Origin of the sequence: Megasphaera sp. SW808 (genome assembly GCF_012027795.1) — a bacterium.
Taxonomy (GTDB): Bacteria; Bacillota; Negativicutes; order Veillonellales; family Megasphaeraceae; genus Megasphaera; species Megasphaera stantonii.
Genome location: NZ_SJOT01000002.1, coordinates 39,560 through 55,534, shown reverse-complemented (window position 1 = coordinate 55,534; position 15,975 = coordinate 39,560). Strand labels below are relative to the sequence as shown.

Genomic DNA, 15,975 nt, shown 5'->3' with positions numbered 1-15,975 from the left:
TATCAGGAAAGGAATGACAGATTTGGAACCGGTAGATTATATGAGAAAAGCCCTGGAGCTGGCAAAGCTGGCCTTAGGGTATACAACGCCGAATCCGGCCGTCGGCTGCGTCATCGTAAAAGACGGTGAAATCGTCGGCACGGGCTACCATCGCCAGGCCGGCACGCCCCATGCGGAAGTATGGGCCCTGCGCGAAGCCGGCGACAAGGCAAAGGGCGCGACGGTATACGTTACGCTGGAACCCTGCGCGCATTACGGGCGGACGCCGCCCTGCGCCCGCACGCTCGTGGAAAAGGGAGTCGGCAAGGTCGTCATCGCCATGCTGGATCCTAACCCCCTCGTAGCGGGAAAGGGCGCGGCCATTCTCCGGCAGGCCGGCATACCTGTCGAAATCGGGCTGCTTTCCAAGGAAGCCGCTCAGCTGAACGAAGTATTCATTAAAAACATGATGGTGCAGAAGCCGTTTATCGCCGTCAAAATAGCGCAGAGCCTCGACGGCTGCATCGCCTCGCGGACGGGAAAATCCCAGTGGATTACGAATCAATGGGCCCGCAATTACGGCCACTACCTGCGCTCTATCTACGACGGCATCCTCGTCGGCATCAATACGGTCAAGCTTGACAATCCGCTGCTGACCTGCCGCATCCGCCGCGAAGCCCATGACGAGCCTCACCAGCCAGTACGCATCATCATGGATTCGCAGGGCCACATTCCCCTAAATTCCCTCGTCCTGACGGATAAGACGTCGCCGACCATCGTCGTGACGACGTCCCTCTGCCCGGTAGAAAAGATGAGAGAATTGAAAAACATGGGCGTCACTGTCCTGCTGGCTCCGCTGAACCGGGATCGTCACATCGATTTGCCGGCAGCTCTGGACTTGCTGTACAAGCAGGGCCTGCAGAGCATCCTCGTCGAAGGGGGCAGCAAAATTCAGGGGACCTTCTTCGACCACAAGCTCGTCGATAAGATATACGCCTTTATCGGCGACAAAGTCATCGGCGGCGAACAGGCCCTGTCGTCTGTCGGCGGCCATGGCGTCGATTCCCTCGACGAGTGCCTGCCCCTGGCTTACGATTCGGTCGAGCTGCACGACGGCAATATTTTGATTACAGCGTATAATGCGAACAGGGAGGGAGCTTATGTTCACTGGCATCATTGAGGAATTGGGCACCGTCGGCCAGATGGACCGCCGTCCCGACTCGATAAAGCTGACGATTCAGGCCCGTAAGGTACTGGAAGGGACGCAGCTCGGCGACAGCATCGCCGTCAACGGCGTCTGCCTGACGGTGACCTCCATGACGGATTCGTCCTTCACGGCCGACGTCATGCACGAAACGATGCGCCGTTCGTCCCTGAGCGACATCAAGAGCGGCTCGAAGGTCAATTTGGAACGGGCTATGCAGGTCGGCGGCAGGCTGGGCGGCCACATCGTCAGCGGCCATATCGACGGCGTCGGCCATATCGCTCGCATCGCCGCCGACGGCATCGCCCGGGTCATTACGATTTCCATTCCCAAGGACATGGAGCCGTTCATCGTCGAAAAGGGCTCTATCGCCATCGACGGCATCAGCCTGACCGTCGTTTCCGTAGGCAACAGCCAATTTTCCGTATCCATCATTCCCCATACGATGGCCAATACGACGCTTATCGACAAGCATCCCGGCGCCGTCGTCAATTTGGAAACCGACGTAATTGGGAAATATGTCCATAGCTTTACAACAGCCCATACGGGCAAACGTTCCGGCATCACAATGGAAACGCTGTTGGAAAATGGATTTTAAAATACTATTTCAGAATAGGAGAGTGTTCTACTATGGCACACATCAAAGAAGGTCAATTAATTGGTTCTGGTTCTAAGTTTGGTATCGTCGTAGCGCGTTTCAACGAATTTATCTGCAGCAAGCTCCTCGGCGGCGCATACGACGCCCTCCATCGTCACGGCGTAAGCGACGACGACATCACGACGGCCTGGGTTCCCGGCTCCTTTGAAATTCCCCTCATCGCCCAGAAAATGGCCGAATCGGGCAAATACGACGCCGTCATCTGCCTCGGCGCAGTCATCCGCGGCGCGACGAGCCACTACGACCTGGTCTGCAATGAAGCAGCCAAGGGCATTGCTCAGGCGTCCCTGAAGACAGGCGTGCCTATCATGTTCGGCGTCATTACGACGGAAAATATCGAACAGGCTATCGAACGGGCCGGCACGAAAGCGGGCAACAAGGGCTTCGACGTAGCGACAGCGGCTATCGAAATGGTCAACCTCATAAAAGAACTGTAAGAAAACGCAAGAGGCTGATGCCGAAGAATTTCTTCGCGCACCAGCCTCTTTTATACGCCGTATGCAGTTATTCTGCCGCAGGCTCCGTATCGGGCTCGTCTTTCGTCGTAAAGCCGATGATCCGCCGCGGCTTGTCCGTATCGTCGGTCCGCTTGACGGCGACGAGAAGCAGGTTCAGCTGAGACAAGTGCTGAACCAATTCGACGTGAGAGCCGTCAGATAGTTCGCCGTAGAAGACGATCATATTCGGGTCCCAAAAGCCTACGTCCTGAATGCTGAAGGTAATGTTGCCGGCCGATACGAGGCGGCCGCCGGCCTGCATATCGTCGGGCATGTCCGATTCAAAATTGTTGATGAGCGCGACGATGCGCCGGTACATATCCGAAGCCAGGTAGGGCGTTTCCGGATCTTCATCTTCTGCTGTATCCAGCGGCGCCGACGGCGGAATGATCAGGATATCCCGGCCGTCTGCCGCCGTATATTCCTTCTTTTCGTCTGCCATAGTAATGCCCCCTTTTTCCGTTTCTTATATACATAATTCCATGCGGAAGGGAGAAATCCTGCCGGTACGGCGAAAGAGTCCGGCAGCGGGCAGCACAGTTTTTCCGACCTGCCAAATTAGTAGTGAAAAATACTCGCAGGTGTAGTATAATTAGATTCAGATTTTATGTAGAAAGGATATCAGAACAGGATGCATATTGAAGACCAGATTGTCCATTATACATCAGACGAGTTAATTCGCGTTTCTATCGCCCAGACGCGCCGCATAACAGAAACGGCGCGGCAGCGGCATCATTTGTCGCCTGTGGCCTGCGCCGCCTTGGGCCGGGCCATGACGGGAGCGCTCCTCCTGGCCGGAGACTATAAAAATCATGAAGGCGTTTCCCTTAAATTTGCCGGCGACGGCCCATTAGGAGCCGTTCACGTCGACGCCTTCGATTCCAATAAAGTACGGGGCTATATCGACAATCCCGCAGTGGATTTGCCCCTCAAAGCAAACGGAAAATTAGATGTAGGAGCCGCTGTAGGCCAGCACGGCCAGCTGACGGTAACGCGCTTTACGCCGGAGCAGATGACCTATACGAGCCAGGCCGACCTCGTATCCGGCGAAATTGCCGAAGATTTGGCCTATTACTTATACACGTCGGAGCAGATTCCCTCGACGATCAGCTTAGGCGTCCTCGTCGACCGGGACTATACGATTGCCGCGTCAGGCGGCTTTCTCGTCCAGGCTCTGCCAGGGGCGAAAGAAGAAGACTTAGCGCGGGTCGAGGCCAACATTACGCAGATCGGGCCGATTACGACGTATTTGAAGAATCATCCCGATGGAGAAGGGCTGATCGACATTATTTTAAGCGGCATGCATTTTAAGGAATTATTCCGCAAGCCTGCCTGGTGGCAGTGCACGTGCTCGCGCCAGCGCATTGAAAACGTCCTCCTGTCCCTGAGAGCTCAGGATAAGGAGGAACTGCTGCAGGATCCGCAGGTAGAGATGACCTGCCATTACTGCGGCGAAAAATACGTCATCAGCCACGACGAATTAGTTACTTTATTCGAAAACGCACATAAGGAGTGATAGTATGGGCTTAATTGCCATCATCGGCGGTACGGGCGTCTGCGATATCAAGATGCTGAAAAACGCCAAAGAGCATCACATGGACACCTTTTACGGCACGATCCATTATGTCCGCGGCACATATGAGGGAAAAGAACTGATTTTCCTTCCCCGTCATGGTAAAACCCATTCCATACCGCCTCATCTGATCAACTACCGGGGCAACATGCTGGGCTTAAAGCGGTTAGGCGTTACAGCCGTTATTTCGACGACGGCCGTCGGATCCCTGAACCGCGACTTTAAGCCGAACGAATTTGTCCTGCCCGACCAGTTCCTCGATTTTACGAAGTCGCGCCATACGTCTTTCTTTGACGGCGGGGAAAACGGCGTCGTCCACGTCGATATGACCGAGCCGTACTGCCCGACCCTGCGCCGTACTCTCATGGCAGCGGCTGACGAACTGGGAGGATACGCCCTGCACAACGGCGGCACCTACGTATGCACGGAAGGACCGCGGTTTGAGACGCCGGCGGAAATCAAGATGTACGAAACGCTGGGCGGCGACCTCGTCGGCATGACCAACGTACCGGAAGTCTGCCTAGCCCGGGAAGCTGAAATCTGCTACGCTACGGTTTCCATGGTTACGAACTTCGCCGCCGGCATTTCTCCGTCCGCCCTGACTCATTCGGAAGTCGTAGACTGCATGGCGGAAAACTCCCTCCGCCTGCGTACCCTGATCATGAAAGCCGTCGAACTGTACGGCGACGACGATTGCCTGTGCCGCCACGCCCTGCAGGAATACGGCGGCTTTACGGTGTAATATGGATACGCTGCGCTGGCAGAACGGCCAGCTGGTCCTGCTGGATCAAACGAAGCTTCCCCTGGAAGAATCCTATATTACCTGTACAAAATGGCAGGACGTATACGACGCCATTTCCATCCTCGCCGTACGGGGCGCGCCGGCTATCGGCGTAGCCGCGGCTTACGGCTCGGTCCTGGCGGCCCGCATGCTGGCCGATACGCGCGACTATGAGTCGACTTCGGAGTTCCTTGCCGATTTCTCCGAATGCTGCCGCTGCCTCGACGAAGCCCGGCCTACGGCTGTCAACCTGCACTGGGCCCTGGAAACGATGAAAGCCGCGGCGTATGGAGCAGAGGAACAACCGGTCTCGTCTATTCTCCAGCTGCTGGAAGACAAAGCGAAATCCATGCAGGCCGAAGATGTGGCAATCAACACGGCCATGTCGGAATACGGCGCTGAAGAGTTAGCCGCGGCAGGCAAGCCTCTGACGATATTGACGCACTGCAATGCCGGGGCGCTGGCTACGGCCGGCGTCGGCACGGCTCTGGGCGTCATCCGCTCTCTTCACAAACGGGGGCTGATCCGCATGGTTTATGCCGATGAAACGCGGCCCCTCCTGCAGGGAGCGCGCCTCACCGTATCGGAGCTCATGGCCGACGACATTCCCGTGACGCTCATTACGGACAACATGGCCGCCTGGGTCATGAAGACGAAGGGCGTCGACGCCGTCATCGTCGGGGCCGACCGCATTACAGCCAACGGCGACACAGCCAACAAAATCGGCACCTACGGCGTGTCGATTTTGGCGAAGGAACACGGCGTTCCCTTTTACGTCGCCGCCCCGATTTCGACCTTCGACCTGTCCCTGGACAAGGGGGAACAAATTCCCATTGAGGAGCGAAATCATGACGAAGTGCGTTCCATTCAGGGAGTACCGACGGCGCTGCCGGAAGCCGCCGTCTTTAATCCGGCCTTCGACGTAACGCCTCACGAGAATATCGCGGCTATTTTTACGGAAAAAGGGGTTATCCGCAAGCCTGACACTGCGCAGGTTCATGCATTTTTCAATATATAGAAAGGAAGTCTTATCGTATGGAATCTATTATTCGCGACATCAAATTAGCTAAGAGCGGTCATGAAAAAATCAGCTGGGTTGACCACTACATGCCGGCGCTGAACGCTATCGGCGACGAATTAGCTAAAGAACAGACCTTTAAAGGCAAGACGGTCTGCGTCAGCGTCCATTTGGAAGCTAAAACGGCGTACTTGGCCGAAGTCCTGCACCGGGCCGGCGCCAACGTCATCGTCACGGGAAGCAATCCCTTGTCGACGCAGGACGACGTCGCCGCAGCTCTCGTAGAAGACGGCCTGACAGTCTATGCCTGGTATGGCGCGACAGAGGAAGAATATTTCAATTTCCTCAACAAATCTCTGGACCATCATCCGGATATCATCATCGACGACGGCGGCGATCAGGTTCATCTGCTCCATACGACGCGGACCGACGCCCTGGAAAACCTCCTCGGCGGCACGGAAGAAACGACGACAGGCGTTAACCGCCTTCATGGCCTCGATAAAGCGGGCCAGCTGAAATTCCCCATGATTGCGGCAAACGATTCGTACTGCAAATACCTTTTCGATAACCGCTACGGCACAGGCCAGTCCACGTGGGACGGCATCATGCGCACGACGAACCTCACCGTCGTCGGCAAGAAAGTCGTCATCGCCGGCTACGGTTGGTGCGGCCGCGGCTGCGCTATGCGGGCTAAGGGCCTGGGCGCTCACGTCATCGTTACGGAAGTAGACCCCATCAAGGCTATCGAAGCCGTATTCGACGGCTTTGAAGTGCTGCCGATGGCTGAAGCCGCCAAGGTAGGCGATATCTTCGTCACCCTGACAGGGGACAAGGACGTCATCCGCGGCGAACACATGAAAAATATGAAGGACGGCGTCATCTTGGCCAACGCCGGTCATTTCGACGTAGAAATCAACCGTCCCGAACTGGAAGCATTGGCTGTACGCCATTTTGAAGCCCGTCATAATATCGAAGGCTATGAGCTGCCTGATGGCCGCATTATCAACCTGCTGGCTGAAGGCCGCCTGGTAAACCTCGCTGCCGGCGACGGCCATCCGGCGGAAATCATGGATTTATCCTTCGCCGTACAGGCATTGGCAGCTAAATATATTCTGGAACATCACGCTGAACTGGGAAATCACGTATACGTCCTGCCCCGCGATATCGACATGGAAATCGCTAAGATCAAGCTGCGTTCCATGGGCTACAGCATTGACACCTTGACGGAAGAACAGCGCAAATACTTAAATCTGGACTGATTGGGCAGGGAGGACAGCCGATGAAAACGTTGATCAAAGACGTGGCCTTATACAAAGACCACGTCATTACAGAGCATCAGAACATTGAAGTGACGGACAGCGTCATTACGGGATTTCCGACGTCGCCCCAGGCAGGGGATTACGATGAAGTCCTCGAAGGCCGTTCCATGCTGGCCCTGCCTGGTTTCGTCAATACGCATACGCACATCGCCATGACGGTATTCCGCAGCTATGCCGACGACATGCAGCTTATGGACTGGCTGGAAAAGAAGATCTGGCCGGCAGAGGACAAGCTGGACAGCGACGTCGTATACGCCCAGACGATGCTAGGCATCGCCGAAATGATCCGCTGCGGCACGACGAGCTTCGCCGACATGTATTTCTTCATGGACGACGTAGCCAGAGCCGTAGAAGCCTCAGGCATCCGGGCCGCCCTGAGCCGCGGCTTGACGGGCGTGACGCCCAACGCCCAGCAGGCGCTGCAGGAAAATAAGGAATTTTACAAGACGTGGCATGGAAAGGCGGACGGACGCATTACGGTCATGTTCGGCCCCCACGCCCCTTATACGTGCCCGCCCGACTACATCCGCCAGGTCGTCGAAGCCGCCGGCGAATTGGGGGCGGAAGTGCACACGCATTTGTGCGAAACGAAGGGCGAAGTAGACAATATTGTCAAACAGTACGGCAAATCGCCTATCGCCTTGATGGACGAACTGGGATTGTTTGACTGCGGCTGTTTGGCGGCTCACTGCGTGTGGGTCGACGACGCCGACATGGATATTATGGCCAAGAAGGGCGTCCGCGTCGCTCACAATCCGGGCAGCAACTTAAAGCTGGCCAGCGGCATCGCTCCCGTACAGGACATGCTGAGAAAAGGCATCGTCGTAGGACTTGGCACGGACGGAGCATCGAGCAACAACAACCTGGACATTATGGAAGAAATGCATTTGGCCGCATTTATCCATAAGGCCCATACGCTGGACCCCTTAGTCGTCCCGGCTGAATCGGCCGTCAACATGATGACCGAAGCCGGCGCAGCATGCCTCGGATATACGGATATCGGCAAATTAGAAACAGGGTATAAAGCCGATATTACCCTTGTCGACAGAGAAGGGCTCCATTGGTATCCGAAAAACGATTCCATGTCCTTGCTGGCATACTCAGCCAACAGCTTCGACGTCGATACGGTCATGGTAAACGGTAAGGTGTTGCTGAAAGGCAAGGAATTTACGACACTGGACATTGAAAAAATCAAAGCGGAAGCAGAGCGGACCAAAGAAAAGCTCTTTTCTGCCTTATCATAATCTGTCATCAAGACGGCCGTTCCCTGAGAGGGGGAGCGGCCGTTTTTGCATGCATCCGGTGATAGAGGGGATAGGGCGCAGTAGTTTTTTACATATATTTCACATGATCACCTGCATTTCTTTACACAAAAGGCCTAAAGTAAAAGCAGTTAGTATACCTTTGCTAGTTTATAGCTCAATAGGAGATGTTGCAATTATGTGTCCATTTCATGTCAAAAAGAGTAAGAAAGTTGCTGCTGCGTATGTGGCAGCAGTATTATGTATGGCTTCTTTCGGCGTATTTGCTGCGACCGAGCATTGGAACGATGCGTCCCTTACGCCGCAAGTGACGACGAGAACGACCGTTTCAGAAAATACGGATTGGCAGCAGTGGAAAGACAATTGGGATGCCATTAAGACCAATTACGAACAAGTATCCATCGCTCCCGGCGCAGACGCCTCTCAGCTGAATTTCGGCTGGTACTCCAAGGAAAAAGCCGACCGCGCGCAGGTCCGCATCGCCGATAACCAGGCAATGAAACACGCCGTAACCTTCGACGGCTCATGCCAGGATGGTACGGTAATCAGCGGCGTACCCTATTACACCAACAAGGTTACGGTAAAAGATCTGAAGCCGGAAACGACATACTGGTACCAGGTAAAACTCAATGGCAAATGGCAGGAAGCCCACCAGATAAAGACGGGCAATCCCGATGATTTCACAATCATGTACGTCGGAGACCCGCAGATCGGCGCGTCGTCCGGCCAGATTCCATCAGAAGGAACGGCAAAACAGAATGGCGACATCGCAGCCCGGAACGACTCGTATAACTGGGCAAAAACCTTGAATTACGCCTTGGCTCAGCATCCGGAAATCAACTTCCTCGTATCGCCTGGCGACCAGATTAACGAACCGGCAGAAGACCAGAGCGCCGCTAAGATTCAGATGCAGGAATATCAATATGCAGGCTACCTGTCTCCTGCCGCGCTGCGCAGCCTGCCTGCCGCTACGAGCATCGGCAACCATGACTGCATGACGTCGGGCTATCAGAATCACTTCAACGTCCCAAATCCCTTTACGGAAGAAATGAATTCGACTAAAGCCGGCTACGGTTACTACTATACCTACGGCAGCGCGCTGTTCATCGTCATCAACGCCAATAACTACAACGCCGCCGACCATCAGGCCTTGATCGAAAAGGCCATCAAAGCCCATCCGGATACGAAATGGCGCATCGTCGTCATGCACCAGGATATTTACGGCAGCGGCAAAGACCATTCCGATTCGGACGGTATCCTGCTCCGCACGCAGCTCACGCCGATTTTCGACGCCAACAAGATTGACGTCGTCCTTCAGGGCCATGACCATACCTACGCCCGCACATACCAGCTGAGCAGCGACGGCAAGGATCATGCAACCTTTGATCAGTTCAAAGTAGCCGGTCAGTGCGGCCAGAAGCATAACCTGCTGGATGCAGCCCTGAAAAATCAGGAATTTAAAAACAATTATGTATCCCAGAACATGTGCTATACCATCGCCGACATGAGCCAGGGCGTACTCCGCAACCCGAATGGCGTATTCTACATGTCGTCCAACTCTGCGACAGGCTCCAAGTTCTACGAACTCATTCCGCAGCAGCAGGATTACATCGCCGCCCGCAGCCAGACATGGCGTCCGACCTATTCGGTTATCCGCATTACAAATAACAGCTTTACCATCAATACCTATGACGCTGAAACAGGAACACCCATCGACAGCTCGTACAGCATCATAAAGGACTAAGCACAGATGATACATTCTAAATGGTTTCGTTTGCTCCTCGTCATCGTCTGTATCGTCGCCGGAGGATACTTCCTTCAATCGTACAATCAGGTCGATAAACCGCAGATGGTCAACACAGACGGCCGTACCTTTGAAAAGGCTCAGGTCATAGAAATCATTCAGGATAACGTGCAGGAAAATGGAAGCCGCGTCGGCGACCAAATCGTGTTGCTGCGCATTGAAAGCGGCGTCCATGCCGGGAAAACCGTTCAGGCAAATTGCCCGAACGGTCTTCTCTTTGGCACGGTCTGCGAACCGGGGATGGAAGTCGTCGTCATATCCAGTACGATCGGCCAGCTCGATCTGCACACGGTATATAACATCGACCGTTCCCTGCCGATTTACCTGTACATTGCAGCCTTCCTGATTTTACTGAGCGTCGTCGGCGGAAAAAAGGGCGTCAAATCAGCCGTCGCCTTAGTATTTACCTTTATCTGCTTTGTATTTCTCTTTTTCCCCATGATCTTGCGGGGCACAGGGCCCGTTGCAGCTTCAATCCTCACGTCAGGCATCGTCCTGGCGGCGACGATGTACCTCATCAACGGCTGGTCGAAAAAGAGCGTCACAGCCTTTTTAGCGACGCTGGGAGGCATTCTGACTGCCGGCATTTCAGCTATTATCTTTGGCCAGGCCGTCAATCTGTCCGGCTACAACGTATCGAATATTGAAAGCCTCATGTTTGTCGCTCAGAATACGATGATCGACATTGGCCAGATTCTCTTTGCCGGCATCTTATTCGCCAGCTTAGGAGCCGTCATGGATATTGCCATGGACGTAACGTCGGCCTGCGCAGAAATCGAAAAGCATAATCCTCAAATCAGCCGCAAGGCCCTGTTTCAAGCGGGAATGAACGTAGGACGCGACGTCATGGGCACCATGTCAACGACGCTCATCCTAGCGTTTTTCGGCGGTTCCTTGGGAACATGGGTATTAGATTACGTGTACGATTTGCCGTACTTGCAGCTCATCAACTCCAACTCGATCGGCATCGAAATTATGAAGGGCTTCTCAGCCAGCTTCGGCGTTATATTTACCGTGCCTATTGCAGCGGCTCTGAGCGCCTTTACCTGGCGCAAGGGCGATGACAAGAAACATCTGTAACAAGCAGTATTCTACATACAAACATGCAAAAGACCTCGTTTTACAAGGTGATTTCTAGCCTTATTGAAACGGGGTCTTTCTGTATGCAATGCAGTATATACACTGCAAATAATTCGCAATAACCATCCTAAAGCCGCATGTCTTTCCTTACGACAAACAGGGAATAACATATATAGCAACGCTTTTTAAAATATGGGCAAGGCGGCAGATCAGGAAGAGGTTGGTCAAAGCAAAAGAATATATATGTATTTCCGGCCCAAGGACAGACTGCGCCTCGTAAAATCCGTTGACTTTTGTCTAGGGATGCAGTATATATAAAGAGGGGAGAAATCGTTTATTTTAGAGGCTTATTTAATCTAAACTGCATTAATTTATGTTTATTTACGTTTATTTAGACTAAAAAATAGAGGAGGAGAAATGGGATATGCAATTTGAAGAGGTTCCAAAAAGAAAAAGGATCATTGACTTTTTTCCCGAAGAAAAGGAAGTACCACAAAAAAAGAAAAGAGGCGCTGCCAAAAAAGATGATGAGAAAAAGAAACGCCATCGAATTTCTACCTATTTAACGGATAAGCAATATAAGCAATTTATCGCTTACTGCGAGGATCAGGACTTGTCTCCGGCAGAAGCCGTCAGAATGGCGATTCGGGAAACGATTGGCAAGGCAAATAAATAGATTGTTATTCTCAATTTATAAATTAAATATCCACAACTGGCTGTAATATCGATTCGGATATAATTTGTTGGGCTTATTGATATCTATTGCAGCTTTACGAAATTGCTGACGAGTTTTAGTAAAATATACAGATATACATGTAAATCCGCATAGAACTCATACTAAATCATAATATATTCTGACTGCTGTGTGTACGCTGTATAACGTTCCTGACAACTAGGCATCATAGCCGAAATGCGCACGGCATTGAGATGTAAAAAATTAGGAAGGGTGATTATCCCTGAGTATTGCGTCGTGTATTTTGCATAAATTTATTGCTGATACCCGACACAGCCATCGGTGTCCTGATGGCTGTGTCGGGGGATATATTTAGTTCCGATAACGTTAAATTATCGGAACTAAATAAAAAGAGAAAAATCTGGTGATTTACGGCTCCTTTGGCAGATTATTAGCTTGTTTGATCCGGCCTCTGGCTTTATACATATGCAGCGCCCCACATTTACTGTCATTCTTTCATTAGCTGGTATATAAACAAGTTGTGTTGTATTGCAAATCGTATATATGCAGAATGCTGCGCGGCAGATTAAAGCTTTTAGCTGGTTATGATATTTCTATCATACCAGTGCTGATTTGTACTTCTGCAAAATTTTCTTTGCAGTTTTCCGCAGACTATCTTCATATTTTGGCTTTTAAGCCCCGTTTTAAACCTTCTATATGGTTTTATATATGGCTTTGCCGTTTTTACGCTTAAAAACGCTTTTTTGAAAGGCCAATTTAATAGGTCCAGCTGATAATTTCATAAGTAAAGACCGAAGCCTTCTCATGAGAGAAACGCTTCGGTCTTTTGTAATCAGGTGATTTTTTTGTTGTTCAGCAATTAGAAAGTAAATACGAACTGTGCCCGTGTCTGTTCTTCCGGATCGGTATCAGGACCATCTTTCGTCTGGCTGCCAAAGGACTGCATAACGCTGAACATAGCGTTTTTAGCGAATACGTAGTCGATGCCGGCACCCCAGGATTTGATATTATCCATCTGACCAAAACGCCAGCTGTTCGTGGAGCCGCCTAAGAACGCGCCGTCTTCAGCATCGAGGTATTCAACCCAGAGATCCCAGGACTTCGGAGTAGCCATGCTGGTTTTGCCGTATGTAACGCGGCCAATCCATACGTTGGCATTGTCATCGCCATTAATATTTTCTTCGCCGTTGATGAAGTTTACGTTTTCATAGTTAGCGAGGACATTCCATTTGGAGCCGAAGTTTACGCTGGCATATGCACCCCAAAGGTCGTCGCCCACAAAACCAGCATTGTGTTTTGCGTCGCCCGTGCTGTTGAAGGCATTATAGTATACGCCTGCGGCAGAGTTATTTCCAAAGAAAGCTTCAATTTCACCAAAGCCGGTTTTTACGCCATCAATGCCATCTTCCCATTTAGCAGCACCACTGTCATCTTTTACAAAATGACCTATCGTTCCTGCGGTGACATCTCCTTCTTTAAATTTACCATAGCCGCCTGTTACAGCAAATTTGCCGTTGTTAAACTGCAGCTGAGCGCGGTCGAATACATCGCCGTACTGATAGCCATAAGAACGGGGGCCGCCGAGAATGTATGCAGAAGTACGGCCGGCGCTGACTTTCCAGTTGGAACCGAAGGCGTAGTCTACATTGATGATGTCGGCAAATACATCGTTGCTTCCGTCATGAGCCTGACCGTTAGAGCCAAAGTTCTGATTGTCTGTGCTGAGGCCGACCGTAGCCGTTACGCGGTCGTTAACCTGGGCCGTGCCGCGGAGGCGAATACGGTAATCCCAGGAGTTGTCGTCTTCTTTAGATTTATTGTCGTTCTGATAACGGTAACGAAGACGAGCGTCGCCAGTAAACTTAATATTGCCGACTTTATTTTCTAAGTTCGATACGCGGACACCGAGATTGTTCAATTCGTCAGCATATTCGTCAGCTAATTTGTTGATCAGGGCGCGCTGTTCTACCGTAGCGCGGTCCATGTGAGCCATGGCTTTAGCTACCATTTCAGCAGCTTCGTAACGAGTAATGTTGCGGTTGCCTTCGAAATATTTGCCGTCTACGCCCTGAACAATGCCCGAGTCGGCCAGTTCTACAACGGATTTGTAGGCCCAGCTGTCGGTCGGTACGTCTACAAACGGGTTGGCTGCAAATGCACACGTTGCGCCTACAGCCATCGTTGCTGCTAATGCTGCTAATACTTTTGCTTTCATCATTAACTACCTCTCTTCTTGAATAAAATAGAAAACATCTTGCTTTGTTACAGGCAGATAGTCTATTTTCTCAAAGAGCATTTGGCGAGTCTCCCTAGTTTCCTCTCTTTTGCTGCGTTGAGAAATTCACATAGTCTATCTTATTTCGTTGTGCCTGCGGCACTGGTTTCGATGCCGCACCTCAACTTGATGTTCATTGTACAGTATAATATATTCTAATGTCAATAAAGGCTTGCTTTGTAATTTATTAAACTTATATAGTTATAACAAATAATTATATTATGTGTTATTTGTTAATTATTTTCTAGTAAAAATAAAGATATTTCAAAATAATTATGATGTATTTTCGAGATATTTATAAAGTATTTAAGAATAGCGAGAAACCCAATTCTATTTCCTGCGTCGATATCTGACAATTCATCCTTGTACTTACTCAATTATTTAATAATATATAATTATATATTATTAGGTGATGGCATAAAACAAACGACCCTTTTCTGCTGATTCCAGCGAAAAAGGGTCGTTTATGCGTATGTTTTTTTAGTCAGCCCTATTCAATAACCGCTATGTGTCATTACGTATCCATATCCCGATCATACAGGCGACTGTTCTCTAAAAATTCTTCGACTGTTGAAAAGCCCAATTCCTTCAGCAGCTCGATGACATAAGGATTCTCTGCCGGCGTTTTATACAGAGCTTCCTTTCCATAAGCCTGGACCTGCTTTTTGCCTTCTTCTTTAGAAATAATAGCTCGCGGGCCGCCGACACAGCCGCCCTTACAGCCCATTCCTTCGAAGAAATTGCCGCCGTGGTTTCCTGCCAGAATATCGTTGATCATGGCTTTACATTCCGGCACGCCATCGGCGCGACGGGTCTGAATGGTCACGCTGCGGTGCGGATTTAGTTGCCCTACCATTCGGGAAACGGCTTCCGATACGCCGCCGGCATAGGCGTATCCGATTCCCGCTTCAGATGCATGAGGAACCTTATCTTCCGGCAAAGACACCAGATCTATGTTGGAAACGGAAAATAAATCGGACAATTCCTGATAGGTCAGTACGTAATCAATAGCGCCAACTAAATCTGACTCTTTCTTTTCTGCCTTTTTAGCTAGGCAGGGGCCGATAAAGACGGTTTTCGCCGTCGGATGCAGCCTTTTAACCGTGCGGCCGCCGGCAATCATAGGCGACACTGAGCCGGGAACGTTAGGAAGCAGCTGATGATATAATTTTTTTATCATGGCAATCCACATAGGACAGCAGCAGCTCGTCAGCTGGAATTGGGTTTCGTCGCGGATATTTTTGTCAAATTCCAGCGCTTCTTTTAACGTCAGGATATCGGCAAACACGGCCACTTCCAGCATTCCCGTGAACCCAAGGCATTTTAAAGCGGTGCGCAGCTTGCCCATCGTTACATCCTTTCCGAATTGGCCCGATATGGCCGGCGCAACCAGCGCATAGACCGGTCCGTCATATTCGCGCAGTTCTTGAACGACAGGGATGATTTCTTTACTTGTTTTCAGCGCATCTAATTTGCAGGCGTCGACGCAAGCCTGACAGCCTACACATTTTTCATCGTCAATCACAACGCCCTCGTCTCCGAGCGCTACAGCGTCCCACTCGCAGGCGGTCTGACAATCCCTTGGGCTGTCTGGCGGACAGAGACAAGGCTTCACGCGCCAAATCAGCGGCTTGTCCTCAGGATGGATCAGGCAACCGATCAGTTTCGGGTCTGCATCGCCGCCGACTGCTAAGGGTTTGCCGTCGGCCCCTTGTTTCAGCAAGTGCCAGTATAGTTCTTCTAACGTCTGCATAGTCAACCTCCTTATAGCTCACAGTCAAGCATAATCTATTTTTATGTATATCATAGCAAATTTTATTGATATTGGCAT

General features: G+C 51.2%; 14 protein-coding genes. 11 read left to right on the top strand and 3 right to left on the bottom strand.

The window, feature by feature from the left end:
* Positions 1-22: 22 nt before the first annotated feature.
* Genes ribD through ribE form a run of 3 tightly spaced genes read left to right on the top strand, consistent with a single transcriptional unit; the run spans position 23 to position 2,278 of the window.
* Positions 23-1,159 (top strand): bifunctional diaminohydroxyphosphoribosylaminopyrimidine deaminase/5-amino-6-(5-phosphoribosylamino)uracil reductase RibD, encoded by a 1,137-nt coding sequence (gene ribD, locus E0L13_RS01080; protein ID WP_168059660.1) that lies wholly within the window; start codon positions 23-25, stop codon positions 1,157-1,159.
* A complete protein-coding gene (locus E0L13_RS01075) occupies positions 1,140-1,781 on the top strand; it encodes a riboflavin synthase (protein WP_087477411.1) in 642 nt (213 codons plus the stop codon). Before ribD ends, E0L13_RS01075 begins: the two co-directional genes overlap by 20 nt.
* A gap of 32 nt (positions 1,782-1,813) precedes the next feature.
* Positions 1,814-2,278 (top strand): 6,7-dimethyl-8-ribityllumazine synthase, encoded by a 465-nt coding sequence (gene ribE, locus E0L13_RS01070; protein ID WP_087477412.1) that lies wholly within the window; start codon positions 1,814-1,816, stop codon positions 2,276-2,278.
* A gap of 67 nt (positions 2,279-2,345) precedes the next feature.
* On the opposite strand, the gene E0L13_RS01065 is transcribed toward ribE, so the two are convergent.
* A complete protein-coding gene (locus E0L13_RS01065; protein WP_087477413.1) occupies positions 2,346-2,780 on the bottom strand; it encodes a DUF6173 family protein in 435 nt (144 codons plus the stop codon).
* Between the two features lie 189 nt (positions 2,781-2,969).
* Here E0L13_RS01065 and hslO point away from each other — a divergent pair, with 189 nt between their 5' ends.
* The 8 genes from hslO (at position 2,970) to E0L13_RS01025 (ending at position 11,851) form a co-directional block, all read left to right on the top strand.
* Positions 2,970-3,854 (top strand): Hsp33 family molecular chaperone HslO, encoded by an 885-nt coding sequence (hslO, locus tag E0L13_RS01060; protein ID WP_087477414.1) that lies wholly within the window; start codon positions 2,970-2,972, stop codon positions 3,852-3,854.
* A gap of 4 nt (positions 3,855-3,858) precedes the next feature.
* Positions 3,859-4,653, top strand: a complete 795-nt coding sequence (gene mtnP / locus E0L13_RS01055) for an S-methyl-5'-thioadenosine phosphorylase (RefSeq protein WP_087477415.1) — start codon at positions 3,859-3,861, stop codon at positions 4,651-4,653.
* Between the two features lies 1 nt (position 4,654).
* A complete protein-coding gene (gene mtnA / locus E0L13_RS01050) occupies positions 4,655-5,710 on the top strand; it encodes an S-methyl-5-thioribose-1-phosphate isomerase (protein ID WP_168059658.1) in 1,056 nt (351 codons plus the stop codon).
* Between the two features lie 17 nt (positions 5,711-5,727).
* On the top strand, positions 5,728-6,969 hold the full coding sequence (locus tag E0L13_RS01045) for an adenosylhomocysteinase (RefSeq protein WP_087477417.1): 1,242 nt from the start codon (positions 5,728-5,730) through the stop codon (positions 6,967-6,969).
* A 20-nt stretch (positions 6,970-6,989) separates the two neighbouring features.
* On the top strand, positions 6,990-8,273 hold the full coding sequence (locus E0L13_RS01040; RefSeq protein ID WP_168059656.1) for an amidohydrolase: 1,284 nt from the start codon (positions 6,990-6,992) through the stop codon (positions 8,271-8,273).
* A 262-nt stretch (positions 8,274-8,535) separates the two neighbouring features.
* Positions 8,536-10,035, top strand: coding sequence for a metallophosphoesterase family protein (locus tag E0L13_RS01035; RefSeq protein WP_206081449.1), 1,500 nt, complete (start codon positions 8,536-8,538; stop codon positions 10,033-10,035).
* A 6-nt stretch (positions 10,036-10,041) separates the two neighbouring features.
* A complete protein-coding gene (locus E0L13_RS01030) occupies positions 10,042-11,175 on the top strand; it encodes a YibE/F family protein (RefSeq protein WP_168059652.1) in 1,134 nt (377 codons plus the stop codon).
* Positions 11,176-11,599: 424 nt separating this feature from the next.
* Complete coding sequence (locus tag E0L13_RS01025) at positions 11,600-11,851, top strand: hypothetical protein (RefSeq protein ID WP_168059650.1); 252 nt, start codon at positions 11,600-11,602, stop codon at positions 11,849-11,851.
* A gap of 877 nt (positions 11,852-12,728) precedes the next feature.
* Here E0L13_RS01025 and E0L13_RS01020 read toward each other — a convergent pair.
* On the bottom strand, positions 12,729-14,087 hold the full coding sequence (locus E0L13_RS01020) for an S-layer homology domain-containing protein (RefSeq protein WP_346766149.1): 1,359 nt from the start codon (positions 14,085-14,087) through the stop codon (positions 12,729-12,731).
* 571 nt (positions 14,088-14,658) lie between these two features.
* Complete coding sequence (locus E0L13_RS01015; RefSeq protein ID WP_168059648.1) at positions 14,659-15,897, bottom strand: [Fe-Fe] hydrogenase large subunit C-terminal domain-containing protein; 1,239 nt, start codon at positions 15,895-15,897, stop codon at positions 14,659-14,661.
* Between the last annotated feature and the right edge of the window lie 78 nt (positions 15,898-15,975).

Coding starts and splice junctions, on each gene's coding strand:
- hslO (WP_087477414.1), top strand. CDS start 2,970: ATGCATATTGAAGACCAGATTGTCCATTATACATCAGACGAGTTAATT.
- E0L13_RS01035 (WP_206081449.1), top strand. CDS start 8,536: ATGGCTTCTTTCGGCGTATTTGCTGCGACCGAGCATTGGAACGATGCG.
- E0L13_RS01020 (WP_346766149.1), bottom strand. CDS start 14,087: ATGATGAAAGCAAAAGTATTAGCAGCATTAGCAGCAACGATGGCTGTA.
- E0L13_RS01030 (WP_168059652.1), top strand. CDS start 10,042: ATGATACATTCTAAATGGTTTCGTTTGCTCCTCGTCATCGTCTGTATC.
- E0L13_RS01045 (WP_087477417.1), top strand. CDS start 5,728: ATGGAATCTATTATTCGCGACATCAAATTAGCTAAGAGCGGTCATGAA.
- ribE (WP_087477412.1), top strand. CDS start 1,814: ATGGCACACATCAAAGAAGGTCAATTAATTGGTTCTGGTTCTAAGTTT.
- mtnA (WP_168059658.1), top strand. CDS start 4,655: ATGGATACGCTGCGCTGGCAGAACGGCCAGCTGGTCCTGCTGGATCAA.
- mtnP (WP_087477415.1), top strand. CDS start 3,859: ATGGGCTTAATTGCCATCATCGGCGGTACGGGCGTCTGCGATATCAAG.
- E0L13_RS01075 (WP_087477411.1), top strand. CDS start 1,140: ATGTTCACTGGCATCATTGAGGAATTGGGCACCGTCGGCCAGATGGAC.
- E0L13_RS01025 (WP_168059650.1), top strand. CDS start 11,600: ATGCAATTTGAAGAGGTTCCAAAAAGAAAAAGGATCATTGACTTTTTT.
- E0L13_RS01015 (WP_168059648.1), bottom strand. CDS start 15,897: ATGCAGACGTTAGAAGAACTATACTGGCACTTGCTGAAACAAGGGGCC.
- E0L13_RS01040 (WP_168059656.1), top strand. CDS start 6,990: ATGAAAACGTTGATCAAAGACGTGGCCTTATACAAAGACCACGTCATT.
- E0L13_RS01065 (WP_087477413.1), bottom strand. CDS start 2,780: ATGGCAGACGAAAAGAAGGAATATACGGCGGCAGACGGCCGGGATATC.